The organism is Ilyobacter polytropus DSM 2926, from assembly GCF_000165505.1.
Classification (GTDB): domain Bacteria; phylum Fusobacteriota; class Fusobacteriia; order Fusobacteriales; family Fusobacteriaceae; genus Ilyobacter; species Ilyobacter polytropus.
Genome location: NC_014633.1, coordinates 806939 through 826369, shown reverse-complemented (window position 1 = coordinate 826369; position 19431 = coordinate 806939). Strand labels below are relative to the sequence as shown.

General features: G+C 32.1%; 18 protein-coding genes and 1 riboswitch. Of the genes, 15 read left to right on the top strand and 3 right to left on the bottom strand.

Translation table 11 applies throughout. The annotated features are described in order from the left end of the window. Positions 1 to 4 precede the first annotated feature (4 nt). From ILYOP_RS13695 to ILYOP_RS15570, 10 genes are all read left to right on the top strand, one after another. Positions 5 to 919 carry a glycosyltransferase gene (locus ILYOP_RS13695; protein ID WP_041921303.1) on the top strand — a complete coding sequence of 305 codons (915 nt, stop codon included), beginning with the start codon at positions 5 to 7 and terminating at the stop codon, positions 917 to 919. Next, positions 907 to 2388: a hypothetical protein gene (locus tag ILYOP_RS13690; protein WP_013389097.1), complete on the top strand. Its 1482-nt coding sequence runs from the start codon at positions 907 to 909 to the stop codon at positions 2386 to 2388. Before ILYOP_RS13695 ends, ILYOP_RS13690 begins: the two co-directional genes overlap by 13 nt. Continuing rightward, the gene (locus ILYOP_RS13685) at positions 2385 to 3551 is read left to right on the top strand and encodes a glycosyltransferase (protein ID WP_013389096.1); all 1167 of its coding nucleotides are present in this window, start codon (positions 2385 to 2387) and stop codon (positions 3549 to 3551) included. Before ILYOP_RS13690 ends, ILYOP_RS13685 begins: the two co-directional genes overlap by 4 nt. Before the next feature lie 43 nt (positions 3552 to 3594). Next, entirely contained in the window at positions 3595 to 4329 is a 735-nt protein-coding gene (locus ILYOP_RS13680; protein ID WP_013389095.1) for a glycosyltransferase family 2 protein, read from the top strand. A gap of 61 nt (positions 4330 to 4390) precedes the next feature. Continuing rightward, complete coding sequence (locus ILYOP_RS13675; RefSeq protein WP_013389094.1) at positions 4391 to 5455, top strand: glycosyltransferase family 4 protein; 1065 nt, start codon at positions 4391 to 4393, stop codon at positions 5453 to 5455. An 88-nt stretch (positions 5456 to 5543) separates the two neighbouring features. Next, on the top strand, positions 5544 to 6290 hold the full coding sequence (locus ILYOP_RS13670; protein ID WP_013389093.1) for a class I SAM-dependent methyltransferase: 747 nt from the start codon (positions 5544 to 5546) through the stop codon (positions 6288 to 6290). A 33-nt stretch (positions 6291 to 6323) separates the two neighbouring features. Then, positions 6324 to 7277 carry a hypothetical protein gene (locus ILYOP_RS13665; RefSeq protein WP_013389092.1) on the top strand — a complete coding sequence of 318 codons (954 nt, stop codon included), beginning with the start codon at positions 6324 to 6326 and terminating at the stop codon, positions 7275 to 7277. A 169-nt stretch (positions 7278 to 7446) separates the two neighbouring features. Next, positions 7447 to 8136 carry a chorismate synthase gene (locus tag ILYOP_RS13660; RefSeq protein WP_013389091.1) on the top strand — a complete coding sequence of 230 codons (690 nt, stop codon included), beginning with the start codon at positions 7447 to 7449 and terminating at the stop codon, positions 8134 to 8136. Between the two features lie 127 nt (positions 8137 to 8263). After that, the gene (locus tag ILYOP_RS15575; RefSeq protein ID WP_013389090.1) at positions 8264 to 8410 is read left to right on the top strand and encodes a hypothetical protein; all 147 of its coding nucleotides are present in this window, start codon (positions 8264 to 8266) and stop codon (positions 8408 to 8410) included. 35 nt (positions 8411 to 8445) lie between these two features. Beyond that, positions 8446 to 8592 carry a hypothetical protein gene (locus tag ILYOP_RS15570; RefSeq protein WP_013389089.1) on the top strand — a complete coding sequence of 49 codons (147 nt, stop codon included), beginning with the start codon at positions 8446 to 8448 and terminating at the stop codon, positions 8590 to 8592. 348 nt (positions 8593 to 8940) lie between these two features. On the opposite strand, the gene ILYOP_RS13655 is transcribed toward ILYOP_RS15570, so the two are convergent. After that, positions 8941 to 10278, bottom strand: coding sequence for a CoA-disulfide reductase (locus ILYOP_RS13655; RefSeq protein ID WP_013389088.1), 1338 nt, complete (start codon positions 10276 to 10278; stop codon positions 8941 to 8943). A gap of 219 nt (positions 10279 to 10497) precedes the next feature. Between ILYOP_RS13655 and ILYOP_RS13650 the strand changes: the two genes are divergently transcribed. Further along, positions 10498 to 11649 (top strand): aminotransferase class V-fold PLP-dependent enzyme, encoded by a 1152-nt coding sequence (locus ILYOP_RS13650; protein WP_013389087.1) that lies wholly within the window; start codon positions 10498 to 10500, stop codon positions 11647 to 11649. Between the two features lie 19 nt (positions 11650 to 11668). On the opposite strand, the gene ILYOP_RS13645 is transcribed toward ILYOP_RS13650, so the two are convergent. Beyond that, entirely contained in the window at positions 11669 to 12532 is an 864-nt protein-coding gene (locus tag ILYOP_RS13645; RefSeq protein WP_013389086.1) for a patatin-like phospholipase family protein, read from the bottom strand. A gap of 627 nt (positions 12533 to 13159) precedes the next feature. Beyond that, positions 13160 to 14290 (bottom strand): M20 metallopeptidase family protein, encoded by a 1131-nt coding sequence (locus ILYOP_RS13640; protein ID WP_013389085.1) that lies wholly within the window; start codon positions 14288 to 14290, stop codon positions 13160 to 13162. A 437-nt stretch (positions 14291 to 14727) separates the two neighbouring features. Continuing rightward, a riboswitch (Lysine riboswitch) is annotated at positions 14728 to 14912 on the top strand. Between the two features lie 107 nt (positions 14913 to 15019). Here ILYOP_RS13640 and lysA point away from each other — a divergent pair. From lysA to ILYOP_RS13620, 4 genes are read left to right on the top strand one after another with little or no spacing between them, the layout of a single operon-like run. Further along, entirely contained in the window at positions 15020 to 16321 is a 1302-nt protein-coding gene (lysA, locus tag ILYOP_RS13635; RefSeq protein WP_013389084.1) for a diaminopimelate decarboxylase, read from the top strand. 13 nt (positions 16322 to 16334) lie between these two features. After that, the gene (locus ILYOP_RS13630; protein WP_013389083.1) at positions 16335 to 17537 is read left to right on the top strand and encodes an aspartate kinase; all 1203 of its coding nucleotides are present in this window, start codon (positions 16335 to 16337) and stop codon (positions 17535 to 17537) included. Positions 17538 to 17545: 8 nt separating this feature from the next. Next, complete coding sequence (gene dapF, locus ILYOP_RS13625; RefSeq protein ID WP_013389082.1) at positions 17546 to 18373, top strand: diaminopimelate epimerase; 828 nt, start codon at positions 17546 to 17548, stop codon at positions 18371 to 18373. A gap of 59 nt (positions 18374 to 18432) precedes the next feature. Continuing rightward, on the top strand, positions 18433 to 19431 hold the full coding sequence (locus ILYOP_RS13620) for an aspartate-semialdehyde dehydrogenase (protein ID WP_013389081.1): 999 nt from the start codon (positions 18433 to 18435) through the stop codon (positions 19429 to 19431).

Here is a 19431-nt window from a genome sequence, read left to right as displayed (position 1 = left end):
AAAAATGAAAAACAATAAATTACTAGCACCTATAGTATTATTTGTTTATAACCGAGTAGATCATACAAAGCAAACAATAGAAGCATTAAAAAAAAATAGATTAGCAGAAGAAAGTGAATTGTTTATATTTTCAGATGCTCCTAAAAATGAAAAATCAATGGAAGCAGTAAAGGAAGTTAGAGAATATATAAAAACAATAAATGGCTTTAAAAATATTGTAATAAAAAAAGCATCGAAAAATAAAGGTTTAGCAAATTCAGTAGTTGCAGGTGTAAGTGAAATAGTAAATAAGTATGAAAAAGTAATTGTTTTAGAAGATGATTTGATCACAAGTCCCTATTTTTTAGAATATATGAATAATGCATTAAAAATTTATAAAAATCAAGATGATATATTCGTGATTTCTGGTTATTCAAATATAAGCGTTCCAAAAGAATATAAAAATGAAGTATATTTAGCACATATTAGTACATCGTGGGGATGGGCAATATGGAAAGATCGATGGTTTAGTATAGTTTGGGAACAAAATTTTTATCGTGAAATATTAGAGAACAAAGCAAAAATTAAGAAGTATGAAAAGTTAATTGGAAATTCTAGAACATCAATATTAAAAGCACAACTAAAAAATAAAGTGGATTCTTGGGCTATAAAAAAACTTTATTCACAATTAGAGCAAGGTAAAATGACGCTATTTCCTGTAAAAACAATGGTAAGAAATATTGGAATGGACGGTTCTGGAGTTCATTGTGGGATAAATAAAGAGTTTGATAAAGAAAGTGAATTAAATTATAAATTTGTAAAATTAAATAAAGAAATTAAATTAGAGAGAAGGATAGAAAAAATAATATACGAAAAAAATAATATTACTTTTATAAAAAAAGTTTTAAGAAAGGTGAAAAGCAAATTATGGTGGAAATAAAGTCTAATATTAAAAATAAAATAGAACCATTTATTTATAAAAAAATGATGGAAAAAGAATATAAAACTAATGAAATAGAAGCACAAGAATTATTAACATGGAATAGAATAGATTTAGGATTTAAATTGTTTTATCTAAAAAATAAAGATAAAAATAAAAAAGAAGGTGAAAAAATATATAAAGAAGATATTAAAACTCAAACTTTTGGAAAATTTATTGAATATGAAAATGAAAAAAATGATTTTGATAAATTTATAAAGACTTTTGATCAGACATATAATAATATAAAAAAAAAAGGATTTGATAAAACAGATTCTATAATACCATTATCAAATAATAGCACCATTATAAATGGAGCTCATAGAGTTGCAAGTGCTATATACTTAAAAAAAAAAGTTTTTACTATAGAGACTGAAATAGAAGAAATGAAATGTGACTATAAAATGTTTAAAGAAAGAGGGGTATCTAATGAAGCTTTAGAGATTGCGATGAAAACATTTATAGAATATTCTAATTTAAACACATATATAGCATTTTTATGGCCTTCAGGAAAAGAAAGAAAACAAGAAGCATTATCAAAATTTTCAAAAATAGTATATGAAAAAAAAATAAATTTAAATCCGAATGGAGCATTTAATTTATTAACAGAATTATATAAACATATGGACTGGAGTGGAACAGAAAAAAATAATTTTAAAGGGATAGAGCAAAAATTAATAGAATGTTTTCCTAATTTTGAAGATTTTAAAGTCATTATTTTTCAAGCGAATAACTTAGAAGATGTTAGAAAGATAAAACAAGAAGTTCGTGATTTGTATGACCTCGAATATAGCTCAATACATATTACAGATACCAAAGAAGAAGCTATAAGAATTTCTAAATTAATTTTGAATGGAAATGGATTACATTTCTTAAATAATGCTTATCCGTATAAATATTTAAATCAATATAAAGAACTAGATAAATTTAAAATTTTTTTGAATGAAAATCAAATTAATTCAGAAGATATAGTTTTAGATGGAAGCATGACGCTTTCGTTATACGGTCTGAGAGAAAATAAGGATATTGATTATTTACTATCTGAACATAAAAAAATAAAATTTAGTGATTCAAATTTTGAAAATCATGATAGTGAATTAAAGTATCATAAAATAAACAAACAAGATATTATATATGATGGAAAATATTTTTTTGAATATAATGGATTAAAATTTATTTCGTTTAATCAATTATATTCGATGAAAAAAAATAGAAATGGAAAAAAAGACCAAATAGATTGTGAAATAATGAAATCATTGGTAGAAAATAAAAAAATTAAAATACTTTTATTAAATAAAAAACAAAAATTAAGATATTACAAAATAAAAATAAAAAATAACACAAAATCTTTAATTTTAAATATATTAAAAAGAATAGAAATTTATAATATAATACGTTATTTGTATAGAAAAATAAAAGGAGCAAAATGAAAATAGTGCATATAAATACATCAGATATGAATGGAGGAGCAGCTATTGCTGCTCATAGATTACACCTGTCGATGTTAAAACAAGGAATAGACTCAAAAATGCTTGTTTTAACTAAAAGTAGTGATGAATTAAATATTAAACCTGCAATTGATGGAGATTTTGAAAAACATATTTTTTCTAAAATAAGAATAATCCGAGAGAAATTAATATTTAATAAATATAAAAATAGAGAAAATCCAATAATGTTTTCAAGTGGAAAGTATGGGATTGATATATCACAACATCCATATATTAAAGAAGCTGATATAATTCTTTTACATTGGATAAATGGTGGATATCTTTCTTTAGAAAGTATAGCAAAACTTGGGAAATTAGGGAAAAAAACAAGATGGACTTTACATGATATGTGGGCTTTTACAGGTGGTTGTCACTATGCAAATGATTGTAAAAATTATGAAAAAAAATGTGGAAATTGCTCAATTTTAAAAACAAATAAAGAAAAAGATATAACTAGAAAAATATGGAAGAAAAAGGAAAAAATATTTAAAGAGTTAGATATAGAGATTATAACTTGTAGTAATTGGTTAGGAGAATGTGCTAAAAATAGTAGTTTATTGAAAAATAAAAAAATAATAGTTCAAGCTAATGTATTAGATACAAACATTTTTAAATCTTTAGATAAAGAATTTTGTAAAAAAGTTTTAAATTTAGATAATGAAAAACAATATATTTGTTTTGGCGCTATTAATTCAACAGGAGATCTGAGAAAAGGATGGAAGTATTTAAATGAAGCCTTAATTTTATTAGATAAAGAAAATCCAAAATTAAAAGAAAAAGTTGAACTATTAGTTTTTGGAGCAAGTCATGGAAATGATATTGAAAAATTACCATTTAAAACAAAATTTTTAGGTAGAGTTTATGATGAAAGTACTTTAGCTTTGATTTATAATTCCGCTCGTATATTTGTCGCTCCATCATTAGAAGATAATTTCCCAAATACAGTGAATGAAAGTATACATTGTGGAATCCCAACGATATCTTTTAATGTAGGAGGGTTACCAGATATGATAAGTCATAAAGAAAATGGATATTTGGCTAAATATAAGGATGTAAAAGATTTAATAGAAGGGATTAAATGGGGATTGGAAAGAAAGAAAATATAAGAAGAAATCAAGTTTTTAAGGGCTTATAAAAAGGAGAATAGAAATGGGAAATAAGCTATTAATTAGTGTTATAACCGTTTGTTACAATAGTGAAAAAACAATAAGAGATACAATAGAGTCAGTGCTTAATCAGACTTATAGCAATATCGAGTATATTTTGATTGATGGAAACTCAATAGATAATACAGTAGATACAATAAAATTATATGAAAATAAATTTAAAGAACAAAATATCACTTATAATTGGATAAGTGAAGATGATAAAGGGATATCAGATGCTTTTAATAAAGGTGCTAAATTAGCCAACGGAGACTATGTTATTTTTTTAAATTCTGGAGATTATTTTTATGAGAAAAATATATTAAAAGATTTATTTCAGAATTGCAAAGAGGACTTTGATATTGTTACAGGGAAAGTTAAAATAATAGGTAAAAATAAGCAGATGCCTAAAAATGTAAAGACATCAATGATGAAAGGTATGCCTGCTCACCAGGCAACATTTATTTCAAAAGGCATATATAAAAAAATAAAATATGATTTAACTTATAAAATAAGAATGGATTACGATTATTTTTTAAATGTTTTAAGAAATAAAACAAATTTAAAGATTAAATTTATTGAAAAAAAAGTCTCTTTTTATGGGATTGATGGGATATCGAGTAATAATTATTTTAATTTTCATAAAGAAGGCTTTAAAATTTCTAAAAAATATAATGTTAAGTATAATTATTCTCATTTATTTAAAGATACAATTAAGTTTATTTTGGGGTTTAATTAAAATAATGTTAGTAAAAACTATTGAAATTTTAAGAATATTTAACATTCAGGAGTTTAATTAAATGAAGATAGCAATAGATTGTAGGATGTATAGTCAATCGGGGATAGGAACTTATTTAAGAGAAATACTGCCTTATATTTTAAAAGAAAAATATGAATTTTTATTAATAGGTGACATGTATAAAATTGGTCATTTAGAATATGAAAATATAGAGATACTCCACTGCAAAATACCGATTTTTTCTGTTAAAGAAGCTATCGGATTTCCAGTTAAAAAAATAAATGAGTGTGATAAATTCTATACTCCTAACTACAATATTCCCTGGGGTATAAAAATCCCTATATTTTCAACAATTCATGACGTAGTTTTTTTAGATATGCCTGAGATAATAAATAGTTATATAGGTTTTAAAATCAGAAAATTATTTTTGAAAAGAGCTGTTAAAATATCTGAAGTAATTTTTACAGTGTCAAATTTTTCTAAAAGTCGTATAGAAAAATATTTTGGTATAGAAAAGAAAAAAAATGTGACTGGAAATGGTATATCAAATCATATTATAGAACATAAGCATCAAATCTATGATAAGAATTATAACGAAGATTACATAATTTTTGTTGGAAACTTCAAAAAAAATAAAGGCTTAAAAATTTTATTAGATGCTTTTGAAATAGCCAAAAAAAATGGATACAATAAAAAGTTAATTATAGTTGGAAGTTTAGAAAATTTTAGAACCAAAGATGATGTCATATTAAATTATATTAAAAAATTTAGTAGAGGTGATGTCATATTTACAGGGTATGTTAATGATGAAAAATTAAGAGAGATGATTTCAAATGCTTTTGCTTTAGTACAACCTTCTCTCTATGAGGGGTTTGGAATTCCGCCATTGGAAGCCTTGTTTTTAGGGACAGAAGCCATTGTATCAGATATTGAAGTTTTTAAGGAAGTTTATTCAGATTTACCTGTAAGGTATTTTAAAACAGAAGATTCTAAAAATTTAGCTGAAGTGCTTATCAAATTAAAACGGGAATCAAGAGATCTATATGAGATGAGGGAGTTTATACTAAGAAAATTTTCATATGAAAAAATAGCTCAAATAATAATAAATGATTTAGGTAAACACTAATATATTGTATAAAAATGAAATTTTTATGTGAGTAAAGTACTATTTATGCACAATGAAATGCTGTCAAAAATATGGGAGGTTAAGATGCGTGATTTATAAAAAAGTTATTACAGGTTCAACAAGTCGATTGACCATGGTTGACCATACTGAAACATATGGGAGACATCACCTTGATAAATTTATGCAATATATTAACGTTGATAAGTGTATCGATATTGGATGTGGAGGCGGAGCAGACCTTTCTATTGTTAAAAAATATCACAATAGTGCCAAACTTTATGGGATTGACTTTGGGCTTTGGAATAATACCAAGTTACAATCACTAGGAGTTGAACCAATAGCATTGGATATTGAGAAAGATAAATTACCATTTGAAGATGATTCAATTGATATAGTCATTGCTAATCAAGTATTTGAGCATACAAAAGAAATCTTTTGGATAAATCATGAAATATTTAGATGCTTAAAGCGGGATGGTTTCTTGTTTCTTGGAGTACCAAATGTTTTATCATTACACAATCGGATACTAATGTTATTTGGTTTTCATCCAACATGTAATAAGTCTACTTCTGCACATATAAGAGTTTTTTCAAAAAGAGATGTGAAATCTTTTTATAAAAATATTGGAAATGAATTCTGTACTGTTGAAAAAATATATGGGGCACAATTCTATCCGTTTCCTAAATCTATTGCTAGATTACTTGCTAATATTTTTCCAAACTTAGCGGTTAGTTCATTTTATGTGATAAGAAAAAAACATCAATATAAAGGAGAATTCCTTGAGTGGCCTAAACATGCATCTCTTGAAACGAATTATTTCATAGGAAGTTATTAAAATGAATTAAAAAATGATTAATTAGGGGAAAAAATGAAAGTAAAATCATTAATAAAAAAAATATATAATATTTATGATAAAAAGAAATTAAAAAGATACAAGATTTTTGATAATTTTTATTATAAAAAAATAAATGATAAAGAGATAAAAAAGATTTTGATATACTTTCCGTTTTATGAATTTATGCATTTTGGAGATCATATTTTTTTTGAACCATTAGGACATTTTCTAACTGAAAATGGATTTGAAGTAAAAATATTTCCTATAAATAATATGAAATTTTACTTTGAAAAGCTCAGCTATAATTTGGGAAAAGAGTCAGATTTGGAAGAGTTTGATTTAATAATTACAAGGATTGAATTTATATCAAAGCTAAAAAAAATAAAAAATAATATTTTATATATTGATACTTCATGGCCTGGGATTGATAAGCCATTGTCACTGGATTTAGTAAGTAAAACATCTGATTTATTAGGGATAAAACTAAAAACAACAACATATATTCCTAGATTAATTAATTTGGTGTCTGAAAATGAAATTAGGAACAGGTTTAATATATTAAAAGATCACCAATATGTTTTATTTAATAATTATTTGGATTCTGGAAAGTTTAGAATTAAAAAAAAACATTATATCAAACTTGAAAATTATGTAAAAAATCTGAGCTTGGAAAAGAATTTGAAGATAATTCATACGGGGAGTATGAGTGATAAAAAAAATGATAGAAAGGCATATGATTATATAGACATCGATCTTAGAGGGAGAACAAGTGTAGAGGATATATTTTTTATATCCCAACTTAGCAATGTAAAATATTACGTTGGTTTTGATGCTTTTATAATGCACATATTTTTTTCTTTAGAAAAAAAATGTTATGTTCTATTTAGAGGTAGATTTACAAAAAAATCAGAAATGTTTATAAAAAAGTATGTAAATCCGTCCTTTCACTACGAAAAAGATAAATGTAATATAATAGAATACATCTAGTTAAAATACTTTAGAAACAGAAGTCAGAAGATAAGGTTCTGGCTTCTGTTTTATTTTTTAGTAAAAGTTCTTAGAGCTTTAAATTTGTGGGCTTCATTATCCTTTCAAAAGCTTTGGTTTTGTTGTATAATGCCTTGAAAAAACTATTTAAAATTACAGGAGGGCAAAGATGTTGTTTGGAGAGAGATTCAGAATAAACATAACGGAAAATTTCGATGGGGTAGATCTAGTCGTTTCTGGAGTTCCTGGTGGGATAGATATCACTGCCGTGGACTTTGGCAAAGACCTAGCCAGAAGAGAGATGGAAGGAGTCACACTAGACCCTGAGGAAGAGATAGATGTGGTTTCAGGGATAATAGATGAAAAAACCACAGGTGAGGATATCAAGTTTGAATACAAAAAGGGTGATATATTCTCTGCAGTAATTTTAGCCGGAGTACTTGCAAAGAAGTTAGTTAAGGGGAGTATAGAAGGAAAAACCATTGATATAGGCGGTATAAGCACCAATGAAAAGAACAGTGAGTATATAAAAATAGGAATTCAAAAAATGATAATGACCAAAGATTCTTTTGGAGGAACTGTAGAATGTTCTCTTCCTGCAGAAGTGGATATGAACCTCATAAAGGCAGATCTTTCCAAACTCCTTTTTTCAACTGTTTTAGAAATAGAGGCTATTCAATTTGGCATGGGAATAAAATCTACCAAGGTGACAGCTCTGACTGCACAATCATATCCAAACCGTGTTCAGGTTACTTTTTCTCCCAATAAAGAGCTGAAATATCCATGTATTGCAGCGGTAATGGACGTATTTATTGAAGCCGCATCGGCAATTGTAATAGCTGAGAAGTCAATAAATTAGATGTTTACGGTCAAACCATTTATTTTATATATAGTTTTTTAAAATAATATATATTTTGTAAATTTAAATTGGCGTGCTATACTCTTTACATAAGAAGAAATAAAAAAATTTTAAGGAGGTAGCCGCCATGAAAAATAATGACGACTTGAAAAGAATTCATGAATATCTGTCTCTTCTAGAGAAAGAGAAGTACAAAGTTATGGAAAACAATATAGACTGGGATAAACTTTATGAAAGTGAAGATTCATACGAGGATATAGTTTTTAACTTTTAGTATAACGCTCTGATTGTGAAAAGGGAGGAAAATTTATGAAAAAGAACATGGATTATGAAAAGTTTTGTGAGTATATGTCTTATGTTGAAAAGAATAAATATGAAGTTTTAAAAACCAATGTTGATTGGGATAAATTATATGAAAAGGAAGATTCCTACGAAGACATAGTTTTTAATTTCTAATTCTTAAAATTTAAGAAATAGAAAGTACTGGGAAGGGAAGTGGACATCTCTTGTGTTTGGAAAATCAAATTTTATAATTTAAGACTCTCTGAAGAATACATTCAGTGGGTCTTTTTTTATTTCTAATTTTATTGAAAAACAAGAAAAATAATTGAGATTTATGCCACTTGTCCTATTCTTTACAAAAGAGATAAGGTATACTTGATTTATAAACAATAAGTATTTTCATAATCAGAACTCCCCCGTTCTGAACCCTCCCTAAAAGCTCACTTAGATTTTGATCTAAGTGAGCTTTTTCTATAAAAAAAAGACACCCTTAAAGGGTGTCTTAAACTATAAAATTTATTCTTACTTGGCTGCATTCCCTGCAATATTAAGGGCATCCCAGGTTCTTGCGAAAGGTGGTGCATAGCATAGATCAAGCATACCTAGATCCTCTGTGGTCATTTTATTATGTATAGCGGCAGCAATGACATCTATACGAAGGACCGCTCCTTTTTTTCCAACTATCTGTCCTCCCAGGATTACTTTAGAATCTTTTTCATATATCAACTTAATATATATATTTTCCTGTCCTGGATAATAATTAGTCTGATTTTTATCCTTTATAAATACAACACCGTAGTTTATATTCATATTCTTGGCATCAGTTTCGGATATTCCAGTTCTTCCTGCCTCTAAGTTCAGGACTTTTACAGCTGCAGATCCTAGAGTTCCAAAGAAACTACTGTTTTTTCCAGCAAGATTTTCTCCTACCACTCTTCCGATTTTATTTGCAGTAGTTGCAAGGGGGATGTAGACATTTTCATTTTTTACCCTGTGGGGTACTGTGGCACAGTCTCCGGCAGAATAGATATCTTCAATGCTTGATCTTCCCTGTTTGTCGATGATAATGGCACCGTTTTTTAGCATTTCTATCCCGGTTTCTTTTATAAAAGCTGTATTCGGTCTTATACCAGTTGCGATGATTATTATGTCTGCCTCATAGATTCCTTTATCGGTTATGACAGCTTTTACTTGTTTTTCTCCCTTTAACTCTTTTACAGTTTCACCAAGGTGAAGGCTGATATTTTGATAAGAAAGAATCTCATTCTCCATAATATCGGTGATCTCTTTATCAAAACTCTCAGGAAGCACCCTGTTATCCAGCTGAATAACTCTGACATTTTTGCCGAGATGGTGCATAGCCTCTATAGCCTCTATACCTATATAACCAGCACCTATTATCACAATATTCTTATTTTCCTCCCTAGAGACAGCATCCTTTAGGTCCACCCCGTCCTGAAACTCTTTCAGTGTGAATACATTTTCAAGTTTTACATTTTTGATAGGTGGTATTATAGCACTGGCCCCTGTAGCGATCATAAGCTTATCATAAGAATCTTCAAAAATTTCACCATTTACCAGCTTTTTAATTTTAATTTTTTTATTGATGTGGTCTACTGATAAGACCTCGTGTTTTATTTGCACATCAATTCCTGATTCTCTGAATTTTTCTATGGATCTAGCCATCATATTGTTGGTGCTTTGGAAAAATCCCCCTATATAATAGGGAAGTCCGCAGGCACCCCATGAAATAACGTCAGTTTTTTCATATACGGTAATTTCAGCATCTTTAAGTGTTCTTTTGGCTTTGGAAGCGGCACTCATACCTGCAGCCACTCCTCCTATAATTATAATTTTCATGAAAAAAACCTCCAAATTTTTATATGTTTTGATGTTATAATAAGTTAATTGATTAATTATAGTTACTTTTCCTTGACGAAAATAGACGAATCCATAAAAATAGTTAATTTAATTAAAGTAGAAACATAAAAAATATTCTACTTTTTCTGAAAAGTTCCTTTAAACTTTGTATGATATATTTATTATATCACCAAAACAAAAAATAATGAGGTGAAAAAAATGTCTTATTTTGATAATGCAGCCACTAGTTACCCCAAACCTGATGAGGTGTACAGTGTCTTAATAGAAACTATGAGAAATAAAGGCGGGAATCCAGGAAGGGGAAGCCACAGGATGGCTATAGAGGCCTTTAGGGCAGTCTATGAAACAAGGGTAAAGCTGGCAAAACTCTTTAATATAGATGATCCACTTAGAATAGCCTTTACACAAAACGCAACTATGAGTCTGAATTTTGCAATAAAGGGAGTCCTTGAAAAGGGTGATCACGTGATAACCACTTCCTTAGAGCACAATTCTGTACTAAGACCTCTATTCTCAATGGAAGAACAGAAAAAAATAGATCTAACAATAGTAGAGGCAGATTACCAGGGACTAATATCCCTTGATGATATAGAAAAATCCATCCAGGAAAATACAAAGGCCATAGTTATAACCCATGCTTCAAACTTGACAGGAACCATAATTCCCATAGAAAAAATAGGAGAAATAGCAAAAAAACACGGAATTCTCCTTATAGTGGATGCCTCCCAGAGTGCTGGGATCTTAGAAATAGATGTAAATAAGATGAATATAGATATTCTGTGTTTCACAGGGCATAAGTCACTTTTTGGACCTCAGGGAACAGGGGGTATATACCTTAGAAAAGGCGTAGAGATAAAGCCACTTATGGAAGGGGGCTCTGGGAGTCATTCGAAACTCAAGAGACAGCCTCAAGAGATGCCTGACCTTTTGGAATGCGGGACATTAAATGCTCCTGGAATTGCAGCCCTCGGAGCAGGAGTGGACTTTATACTGAAAACAGGGATGGAAAATATAAGAAAACATGAGGATGAGATCACTGAGGTCTTTATAAAAGGAGTGAAAGGTATAGAGGGAGTCAGGGTATACGGACCGGAAACAGGAAAAAGGACACCTGTGGTTGCTCTCAATATAGGGGATATAGATCCGGCAGAATTAAGTGCCATATTAGACGAAGAATATGACATAGCTGTGAGGCCTGGAATGCACTGTGCCCCCCTTGCACACAAATCTATAGGAACATATGAAACTGGGGCCGTGAGGTTTTCTTTTGGATATTTCAACACGTCAAAAGAAATAACAGAGGCAATAACAGCTGTAAAAGAGATATCAGATTTTTACAGAGACAAATAATAAAAACCCCCTTTTGATTTCAGATCAATGAGGGGGTTTTTAAAAATTTTTCTAATCTTTCACATTCCTCTATACCCTTATTATAACCTGCTTTATAAAAAAGTCTCAATTTTACCTTGTCCTGCTCAATTACAGATAAGGGCATGCTTTCCGGCCTTATAACAAAAGCTATATTTTCTTTTTCCAAAAGATCGAGAAAGTAAAGGGTGCCGTTATAGGCTATATATCTTTTTTTCAGGGCCTCGGCCACCTTTGGATGGGAATGGTACCAGAGCTTGGATATGTTGAGATACCAGCTGGGTTCATCTTCGTATCCTTTTGGGTGACAGAGTATGACAATAAGTTTTTTGTTGCCGTCGTCTAAGGCTTTTTTTATAGGAATTGCATCGGCTATACCTCCGTCTAGATACTCTTCACCTCCTATTTTCACAGTGTCTGTGAGGAAGGGATAAGAGCATGATGACTTTAATATTCGGTTAAAGTATTTTTGAGGATATCCATTCTTTTCAAAATATGCAGGTTTACCAGTGTTGCAATTTGTGCTGACACAGATAAATTTTTTTGTACTTTCAAAAAATTTGTCATAATCCACTGGGTACTTGTTTTTTCCCATGAAGTTTATAAGGAAGTCAGAGTTTAAAAGGGAATCACCCTTGAAAATTCTCTTATAGTCAAGGAGTCTTGGGTCGTAGATATAGTCCATGAACATCTTAAAGGTTCTTTCTTTTTGTCCGGTAATATATGAAACACCGTTGTATGCTCCCATGGAAACCCCTATAATATAGGGAATATCAATTCCTTTTTCTATGAAAGCATCCAAAACCCCACTGGTGAATATTCCTCTCATCCCTCCGCCTTCTAAGACAAGGGCTGTATTTTTCATAAAAGATCACCTCACAATAAGTTACAGTCTCTTTTTATTTAAACTGTGACTTTTTCCAGATTACTTATACTACATCCTATATAATAATTTTCTGCAAGAGTTGAGAAGCTCCTTTAAAATTTTCAAATAGATTGATTAACCTTAGACCTTTATTTTAAATTAAAATATTGAATTTACAAGAAGTCGTTACTTTTCTCTTGAAAGAAAAGTAACCAAAAGTTCAAGCCTGTGAAAAATCAGCTAAATAACCTTGAAAATCCAAGAAAAACTCGAAACTCGCTACGCTCAGACAGTCGATTTTTTCTAAGGATTTCACTGCGGTTATTCTTAACGCTGATTTTGTCAATGGCAGAAGAAAAAAGATCGAAAACCTCTCGCAAAAGAACTCGTATCTAGTTTTCGTCTTAACTCTGTGAAACTTTCTCTTTTTCTCTGTGCCCTCTGTGGTCAAAAGGTTTTCTTCTTATTCGTGTTAATTTTTCTGCCTTTTATCGGTTTTCATTCGTGACAAAATAATTTTGACTTTAATATTCTTGTAAAGTCAGTAATTTATAAGAATTCCTTCAGAGTAGTAACTTAAATTAATAAAAAAAGAGACTGTCATGAAGAACAGTCTCTCATAAATAATTATATAGCCTCTAAAGCTGTGAGTATATTTATATAATGCTCAATACCCTTTAAAAGAATCTTTTCATCAAAGTTGAAGCTGCAGCTGTGGAGAGGATAGTCAAATCCAAGCTCTCTGTTTCTACTTCCTAGGAAATAAAATACCCCTGGTATTTTTTCCTGATAGTAGGAGAAGTCCTCTGCAAGCATAACAGGATCGGTTTCTTCTATGTGAACCTTTTCTGCTACCTTTTTGTAGAGAGCCTTGTCGTTTATTACCGGCGGATAGTAAGGTTCTAGATTGACATCAATCTCCACGTCAAAAGATTCCTCTAATCCCTTTGAAATCTGAAGGATTCTTTTCTTGATTATTCCAAAGGTCTCCTTTGAAAAGGTTCTCACTGTACCCTCTATATGTGTTTTTTCAGCCACGATATTTCTAGCACTTCCCCCCCTTATCTTACCAAAGGAGATAACGGCAGTCTCAAGAGGAGATATACTCCTTGAGATAATTGACTGACAAGATGATAAAAATTTAGAAGCCACAAGGATTGAGTCGATGGCGTTATGAGGCATACCACCGTGACCGCCTTCTCCTTTAATTATTACATCTATTTCCCCAGACTGAGCCATAAAAGGACCTGCCTTAGAAGCGATGATTCCTTCGTCTAATGTAGGGAAGAGGTGGATACCAAATATTCCCTTTACGTTATATTTTTCAAATATTCCACTTTCAGTTATTATCTTGGCTCCTCCGGGCCCCTCTTCAGCAGGCTGGAAGATCAAAAGAATGTTTTTCTTGATATTTTCAGTTTTTGACAAGACTTTGGCCAGTCCTAAAAGCATGGCCATATGACCGTCATGACCGCAGGCATGCATTTTACCAGGATGTTTTGATGAATACTCTACATCGTTCTCCTCTTCTGCTTCTAGGGCATCCATATCTGCCCTGAAGGCGTATGTTTCATCTGAACCGGCATCGATGTAGACATAGACACCAGTTTTGGCGATGGTGAAAGGATGCAGCCCAAACTCTTTTAATTTTTCCCCTATATAAGCACAGGTTTTATACTCCTCTAACCCAAGCTCAGGTATCTGGTGAAGCTCTCGTCTATAGGTCTTTATCTGGTTTCCCAAATCTTTTAAATCCATGGTTTCCCCCTTATTTCAATAAAAAACGGACGTATATAATTTTAAATTCTGTTTATTTGGCCTATCACCTCTTAAATTTCAATAGAAATTTTTATGTAATTTTTTTAAAAAAATGAAAGACTCTTATAATTCTTAAATATTAACAGATTTTCCAGAAAAAGGAAAGATAGTAAGGGAAAAAAACTATAGTTTTTTATGAAAAAGTTATTTTTTCGAACATAACTGCGTGTAACTATATCCCAGTGATTACAGTACCTAAAGATATTTCATTTGTTTTGTATATCTCTATAATATATCCTGTGAATTTTTAAAAAAAGTATAAGTGTTGTAAAATAAAACAAATCAACTTATAGATTGATCATTACTTGATTATAATGATGTTTTATTGGAGGTCTATAAAGTAGTTTGTTTAAAAAAGAAACTGAGAATTAAATTAGAATAAAGATAGAGGTTGCAGATGATCATTAGTAGGAAAATAGAGGGCCGGCCAGCTCAGTGAAGTTTTCTAAAAGGGAGATCTGCCGAAATTCATTCTCTGTGCCGGGAGAGTGGGTTGGGGCATCGGAAAATATCCGTTGTACTGTCGTTGTCTATACCAAGACAATGGAGTGCTATCTTACCGTAACTATAATTTTTTATTATTATTTAGTTGGTAGGATTGTGCCCTGCCAACTTTTTTTGTTTATAAAATTTTAATATAAAAATGGAGATTTTTTAAGGGGGAAATGTATGAGACTTTTTGGTTCTATGGAGATCAAAGACAACCAGCTTTATATAGGCGGGATAAGCTCTAAAGAGCTTGTGGAAAAGCACGGGTCACCTTTGTATGTGATGGACGAGGCTCTTATCAGCAAAAATATGGAGACATTCAAGGCGGCTTTTAAATCAGACAGGTTTCAGACTGAGGTTGTCTACGCATCTAAGGCTTTTCTCACTACTGGGATGTGTCAGATCGTAGACAGGCACGGACTTAGCATGGATGTTGTTTCAGGGGGAGAGCTTTTTACAGTAAAAAGTGCAGGTTTTCCTATGGAAAAAGTACACATGCATGGAAACAACAAGACTTGGGAAGAGCTTGAGATGTGCCTAGACTACGGTATCGGAGAGATAATCGTAGACAACAGAGATGAGCTCGATAAGTTAGAAAGAGTATGCAGAGAAAAGGGAAAGAAAATAAACGTTCTTTTGAGAGTGAACCCAGGTATAGAGGCTCACACTCATGAATATATACAGACTTCTACTTATTCTTCAAAGTTTGGAGAATCTATATTTGATGAAAATATAAAGGATATAATCAAAAAATTTATTGCGGCTGAGCATGTGGAACTAAAAGGATTTCACTGTCATATAGGGTCTCAGATATTTGACGAGAAGCCTTTCTTTGCAGCTATGGACACTATGTTAAAATTCATAAAGCAGATGAAGGATGAGGCCGGTCTTGATACAACAGTATTAAACCTCGGGGGAGGTTTCGGAGTGTATTATTTTGACGGAGATGACGCAGTGGACTTTGAAAAATTCTGCAAAGAGATGATAAAAGACCTAGAATCAAAACTAGACGAATATGAGATAGATTTAGATAAGGTAATAATAGAACCGGGAAGAAGTATAGTGGCAAATGCAGGAACCACTCTCTATACAGTAGGTGGAACCAAGGTAACTTACAGCGGTAAAAAATATGTCTTTGTAGATGGGGGAATGACAGACAACATAAGACCTGCTCTTTATCAGGCTGAGTATGAGGGTGTCATTGCCAACAGAATAAATGAAAAAACAGAGGATCTGGTAACAGTAGCTGGGAAATGCTGTGAATCAGGAGACCTTCTTCTAAGAGATGTATATCTTCAGGAAGCAAAAGAGGGAGATATACTTGCAATCAGTACCACAGGGGCCTATAATTATAGCATGGCAAGTAACTACAACAGAATAAGAAAACCTGCTGTGGTTTTTGTAAAAGACGGAGAAAGTAAGGTAGCTGTAAAAAGGGAGAGCTATGAGGATCTTATAAGAAACGATCTCAAGCTTTATTAGGGGGGAATAAAAATTGAGAATAGTACAAAAATACGGGGGAACATCAGTAGGGACAATCGAAAAGATAAAGGCCATAGCAGAGCACCTCATAAAGGTAAGGAAAGAGGGAAATGAGGTAGTAGTAGTAGTATCAGCAATGGGTAAAATGACAGATGAGCTGATAAAAAAGGCCAATGAGATCACAAACAGACCTGACAGGCGTGAGCTAGATATGCTCATGTCCACAGGAGAACAGCAGACAATCGCCTTGCTGTCTATGGCTCTAAAGAATATGGGTCATGAAGCTGTATCTCTTACAGGAAGCCAAGCAGGGATACAGACAACAGGAACTCATACAAAAAGTAAGATTAAAAGCATAAATAATGAAAGAATGGAAAAACATCTTGCAGATGGGAAAATAGTCATTGTGGCAGGATTCCAGGGAATGAATGAGGCCGGGGATATAACAACCCTAGGACGTGGAGGATCTGATACAAGTGCAGTGGCCTTAGCAGGAGCTTTAGGCTGTCAGTGTGAGATATATACTGATGTAGATGGTATATACACATGTGACCCTAGGGTACACAAAGGAGCCAAGAAAATAGATAAGATCTCCTATGAAGAGATGATGGAGATGTCAAATCTAGGAGCAGGGGTCATGGAAGTAAGGGCCGTAGAGCTCGGGAAAAAATTTGGCGTCCCAATATACGTGGGAAGAAGTCTTGGAGAAAAGAACGGAACTTATATATTAGAAAAGGAGCAGATAATGGAAGAGAAACTTATAACAGGACTTAGCATAAATGAAAATGTTTTGATGGTAAATTTACAAAATTTATATAATAAACCTCAGAAGATAGCAAATATATTTTCTGCCCTTGGAAAACAGGATGTAAATGTGGATATGATTAGTCAGAGTCAGTCTGTAGAGGATATGGTAGACATAAGCTTTACCTGCCCGGCCACTGAGGAAGATCTTCTAGATAAAGCTGTAGAGATCATTGCAACTCAGAATCCGGCTCTGAAGATAAGTAAGAACCAGGATCTTATAAAGGTTTCTGTAGTGGGAGTGGGGATGATAAGTCATTCTGGAGTAGCAGGAAAACTTTTTGAAATATTCGGAGAGAAGAATATAAAATTCTATCAGGTGACAACATCTGAGATAAGTATCTCTTTTACAATGGATAAAGACAGAAAGGCAGCCGCTGTAGAGGCCATCTCAGAAGCATTTAATATCTAGGAGGGGCAATGTTAAAATTTGAAAAGTATCATGGTATTGGAAATGATTTTATAATATTCAGGGAAGAAGAAGTAGCGGGACTAGATTATTCTGAGCTGGCTATGAAAGTCTGCCACAGAAACTTCGGTATAGGGGCAGACGGAATGATGGTTGCCGCAAAATCAGAAAAAGCAGACATAAGAATGATATTTTACAATGCCGATGGTAGTGAGGCTCCTATGTGCGGTAATGGAGTTCGTTGCTTTTCACACTTTGTGAGAAATAATAAACTCGTAGAAAAAGATCTCATTGCTGTAGAAACTCTGGCAGGAAACATGCTGATAAAAACAGAGGAAAAAGACGGCAGATATCTGGCCAGGGTAAATATGGGTATGCCTATTTTTGAGACTGACAGTATACCTATGAGTGTCTCAGAAAAAGATTATATTGAAAGAAAAATAGAGTCTTATGACAGGGAGTTTAGCATTTCGGCTCTTTTTATGGGAACTACTCACAGTGTAACTTTTGTAGATGATCTAGAAACATTGGATATATATAAGTATGGAAGAAATCTAGAAATAAATCCAATATTCCCGAATAAAACCAATGTTAATTTTGCCAAGGCAATCTCAAAGGACAGAGTAGACGTAAAAACCTGGGAAAGAGGAGCTGGTTACACATTTGCCTGTGGTACAGGAGCCTGTGCAGTGGTTGTAATAGGAAATCTAACAGGACGGCTAGACAAAAATGTAGAAGTAGCAGTTCCTGGGGGAAAACTTTTTATAGAACTAACTGATGATGGAGTATTTATGACAGGGGAAAGTCAGAAGATAGCAGAAGGACATTATTTCAAATAATAAATTTTGATTTTCCAAAAGGTGTTAAAAATATTAATTGACTGGGAGATATGATAAATATGAAAAAATATAATATAGCAGTTGCCGGTGCAACTGGAATGGTAGGAAGAAAATTCTTAGAAGTCCTTGCAGAAAGAGATTTTCCAATTGAAAACCTATATCTTTTTGCATCTAAAAGATCTGCAGGAAAAAAGATGGAATACAAGGGAAAAAGTTACACAGTAGAAGAACTAACTGATGAAGTTTTTGACAGAGATATTGATATTGCATTATTCTCAGCAGGTGGGGCAACAAGTGAAAGATTTTCACCAGTTGCAAGAGATAAGGGAGTAATAGTGGTAGACAACAGCAGTGCTTTTAGAATGTATCCTGAGATACCACTTGTGGTACCAGAGGTAAACCCTGAAGATGTAGAAAAACACAATGGAATCATAGCAAATCCCAACTGCTCTACAATACAGTCGGTGCTTCCACTAAAGGCTTTGGCTGAAAAATTTGGAATAAAAAGAGTAGTTTACTCTACATACCAGGCAGTTTCAGGGTCTGGAGTTGACGGTATAGAGGACTTAAAAAGAGGTCTAGAGGGAAAAGAACCTAAAAATTATCCTCACCCTATAGCAAACAACTGCCTTCCTCATATAGATGTGTTTCTAGAGGACGGATATACAAAAGAAGAACGTAAGATGATAGATGAGACAAGAAAAATACTAGGAACTCCAGACATGGCAATAACTGCTACATGTGTCAGGGTACCTGTGGAAAACAGCCACAGTATATCTATAAATATTGAACTTGAAAAATCCTTTGAGATGACAGAAATATTTGAGGCACTAACGGGATTTGATGGTATAATAGTGGAGGATGACACATCAAAGAATGTCTATCCTATGCCAATACATGCTACTGGAAAGGATGAAGTCTTTGTAGGAAGAATAAGAAGGGACTTCAGCAGGGAAAACAGTGTAAATATATGGTGTGTGGCTGACAATATCAGAAAAGGGGCTGCAACAAATACAGTCCAGATTGCAGAACTCTTAATTAAAAAGGGTCTAATCTAA

What these genes read in the sequence shown, in the direction of transcription:
- ILYOP_RS13695 (WP_041921303.1), top strand. Translation starts at nt 5, where the DNA reads ATGAAAAACAATAAATTACTAGCACCTATAGTATTATTTGTTTATAAC.
- ILYOP_RS13690 (WP_013389097.1), top strand. Translation starts at nt 907, where the DNA reads ATGGTGGAAATAAAGTCTAATATTAAAAATAAAATAGAACCATTTATT.
- ILYOP_RS13685 (WP_013389096.1), top strand. Translation starts at nt 2,385, where the DNA reads ATGAAAATAGTGCATATAAATACATCAGATATGAATGGAGGAGCAGCT.
- ILYOP_RS13680 (WP_013389095.1), top strand. Translation starts at nt 3,595, where the DNA reads ATGGGAAATAAGCTATTAATTAGTGTTATAACCGTTTGTTACAATAGT.
- ILYOP_RS13675 (WP_013389094.1), top strand. Translation starts at nt 4,391, where the DNA reads ATGAAGATAGCAATAGATTGTAGGATGTATAGTCAATCGGGGATAGGA.
- ILYOP_RS13665 (WP_013389092.1), top strand. Translation starts at nt 6,324, where the DNA reads ATGAAAGTAAAATCATTAATAAAAAAAATATATAATATTTATGATAAA.
- ILYOP_RS13660 (WP_013389091.1), top strand. Translation starts at nt 7,447, where the DNA reads ATGTTGTTTGGAGAGAGATTCAGAATAAACATAACGGAAAATTTCGAT.
- ILYOP_RS15575 (WP_013389090.1), top strand. Translation starts at nt 8,264, where the DNA reads ATGAAAAATAATGACGACTTGAAAAGAATTCATGAATATCTGTCTCTT.
- ILYOP_RS15570 (WP_013389089.1), top strand. Translation starts at nt 8,446, where the DNA reads ATGAAAAAGAACATGGATTATGAAAAGTTTTGTGAGTATATGTCTTAT.
- ILYOP_RS13655 (WP_013389088.1), bottom strand. Translation starts at nt 10,278, where the DNA reads ATGAAAATTATAATTATAGGAGGAGTGGCTGCAGGTATGAGTGCCGCT.
- ILYOP_RS13650 (WP_013389087.1), top strand. Translation starts at nt 10,498, where the DNA reads ATGTCTTATTTTGATAATGCAGCCACTAGTTACCCCAAACCTGATGAG.
- ILYOP_RS13645 (WP_013389086.1), bottom strand. Translation starts at nt 12,532, where the DNA reads ATGAAAAATACAGCCCTTGTCTTAGAAGGCGGAGGGATGAGAGGAATA.
- ILYOP_RS13640 (WP_013389085.1), bottom strand. Translation starts at nt 14,290, where the DNA reads ATGGATTTAAAAGATTTGGGAAACCAGATAAAGACCTATAGACGAGAG.
- lysA (WP_013389084.1), top strand. Translation starts at nt 15,020, where the DNA reads ATGAGACTTTTTGGTTCTATGGAGATCAAAGACAACCAGCTTTATATA.
- dapF (WP_013389082.1), top strand. Translation starts at nt 17,546, where the DNA reads ATGTTAAAATTTGAAAAGTATCATGGTATTGGAAATGATTTTATAATA.
- ILYOP_RS13620 (WP_013389081.1), top strand. Translation starts at nt 18,433, where the DNA reads ATGAAAAAATATAATATAGCAGTTGCCGGTGCAACTGGAATGGTAGGA.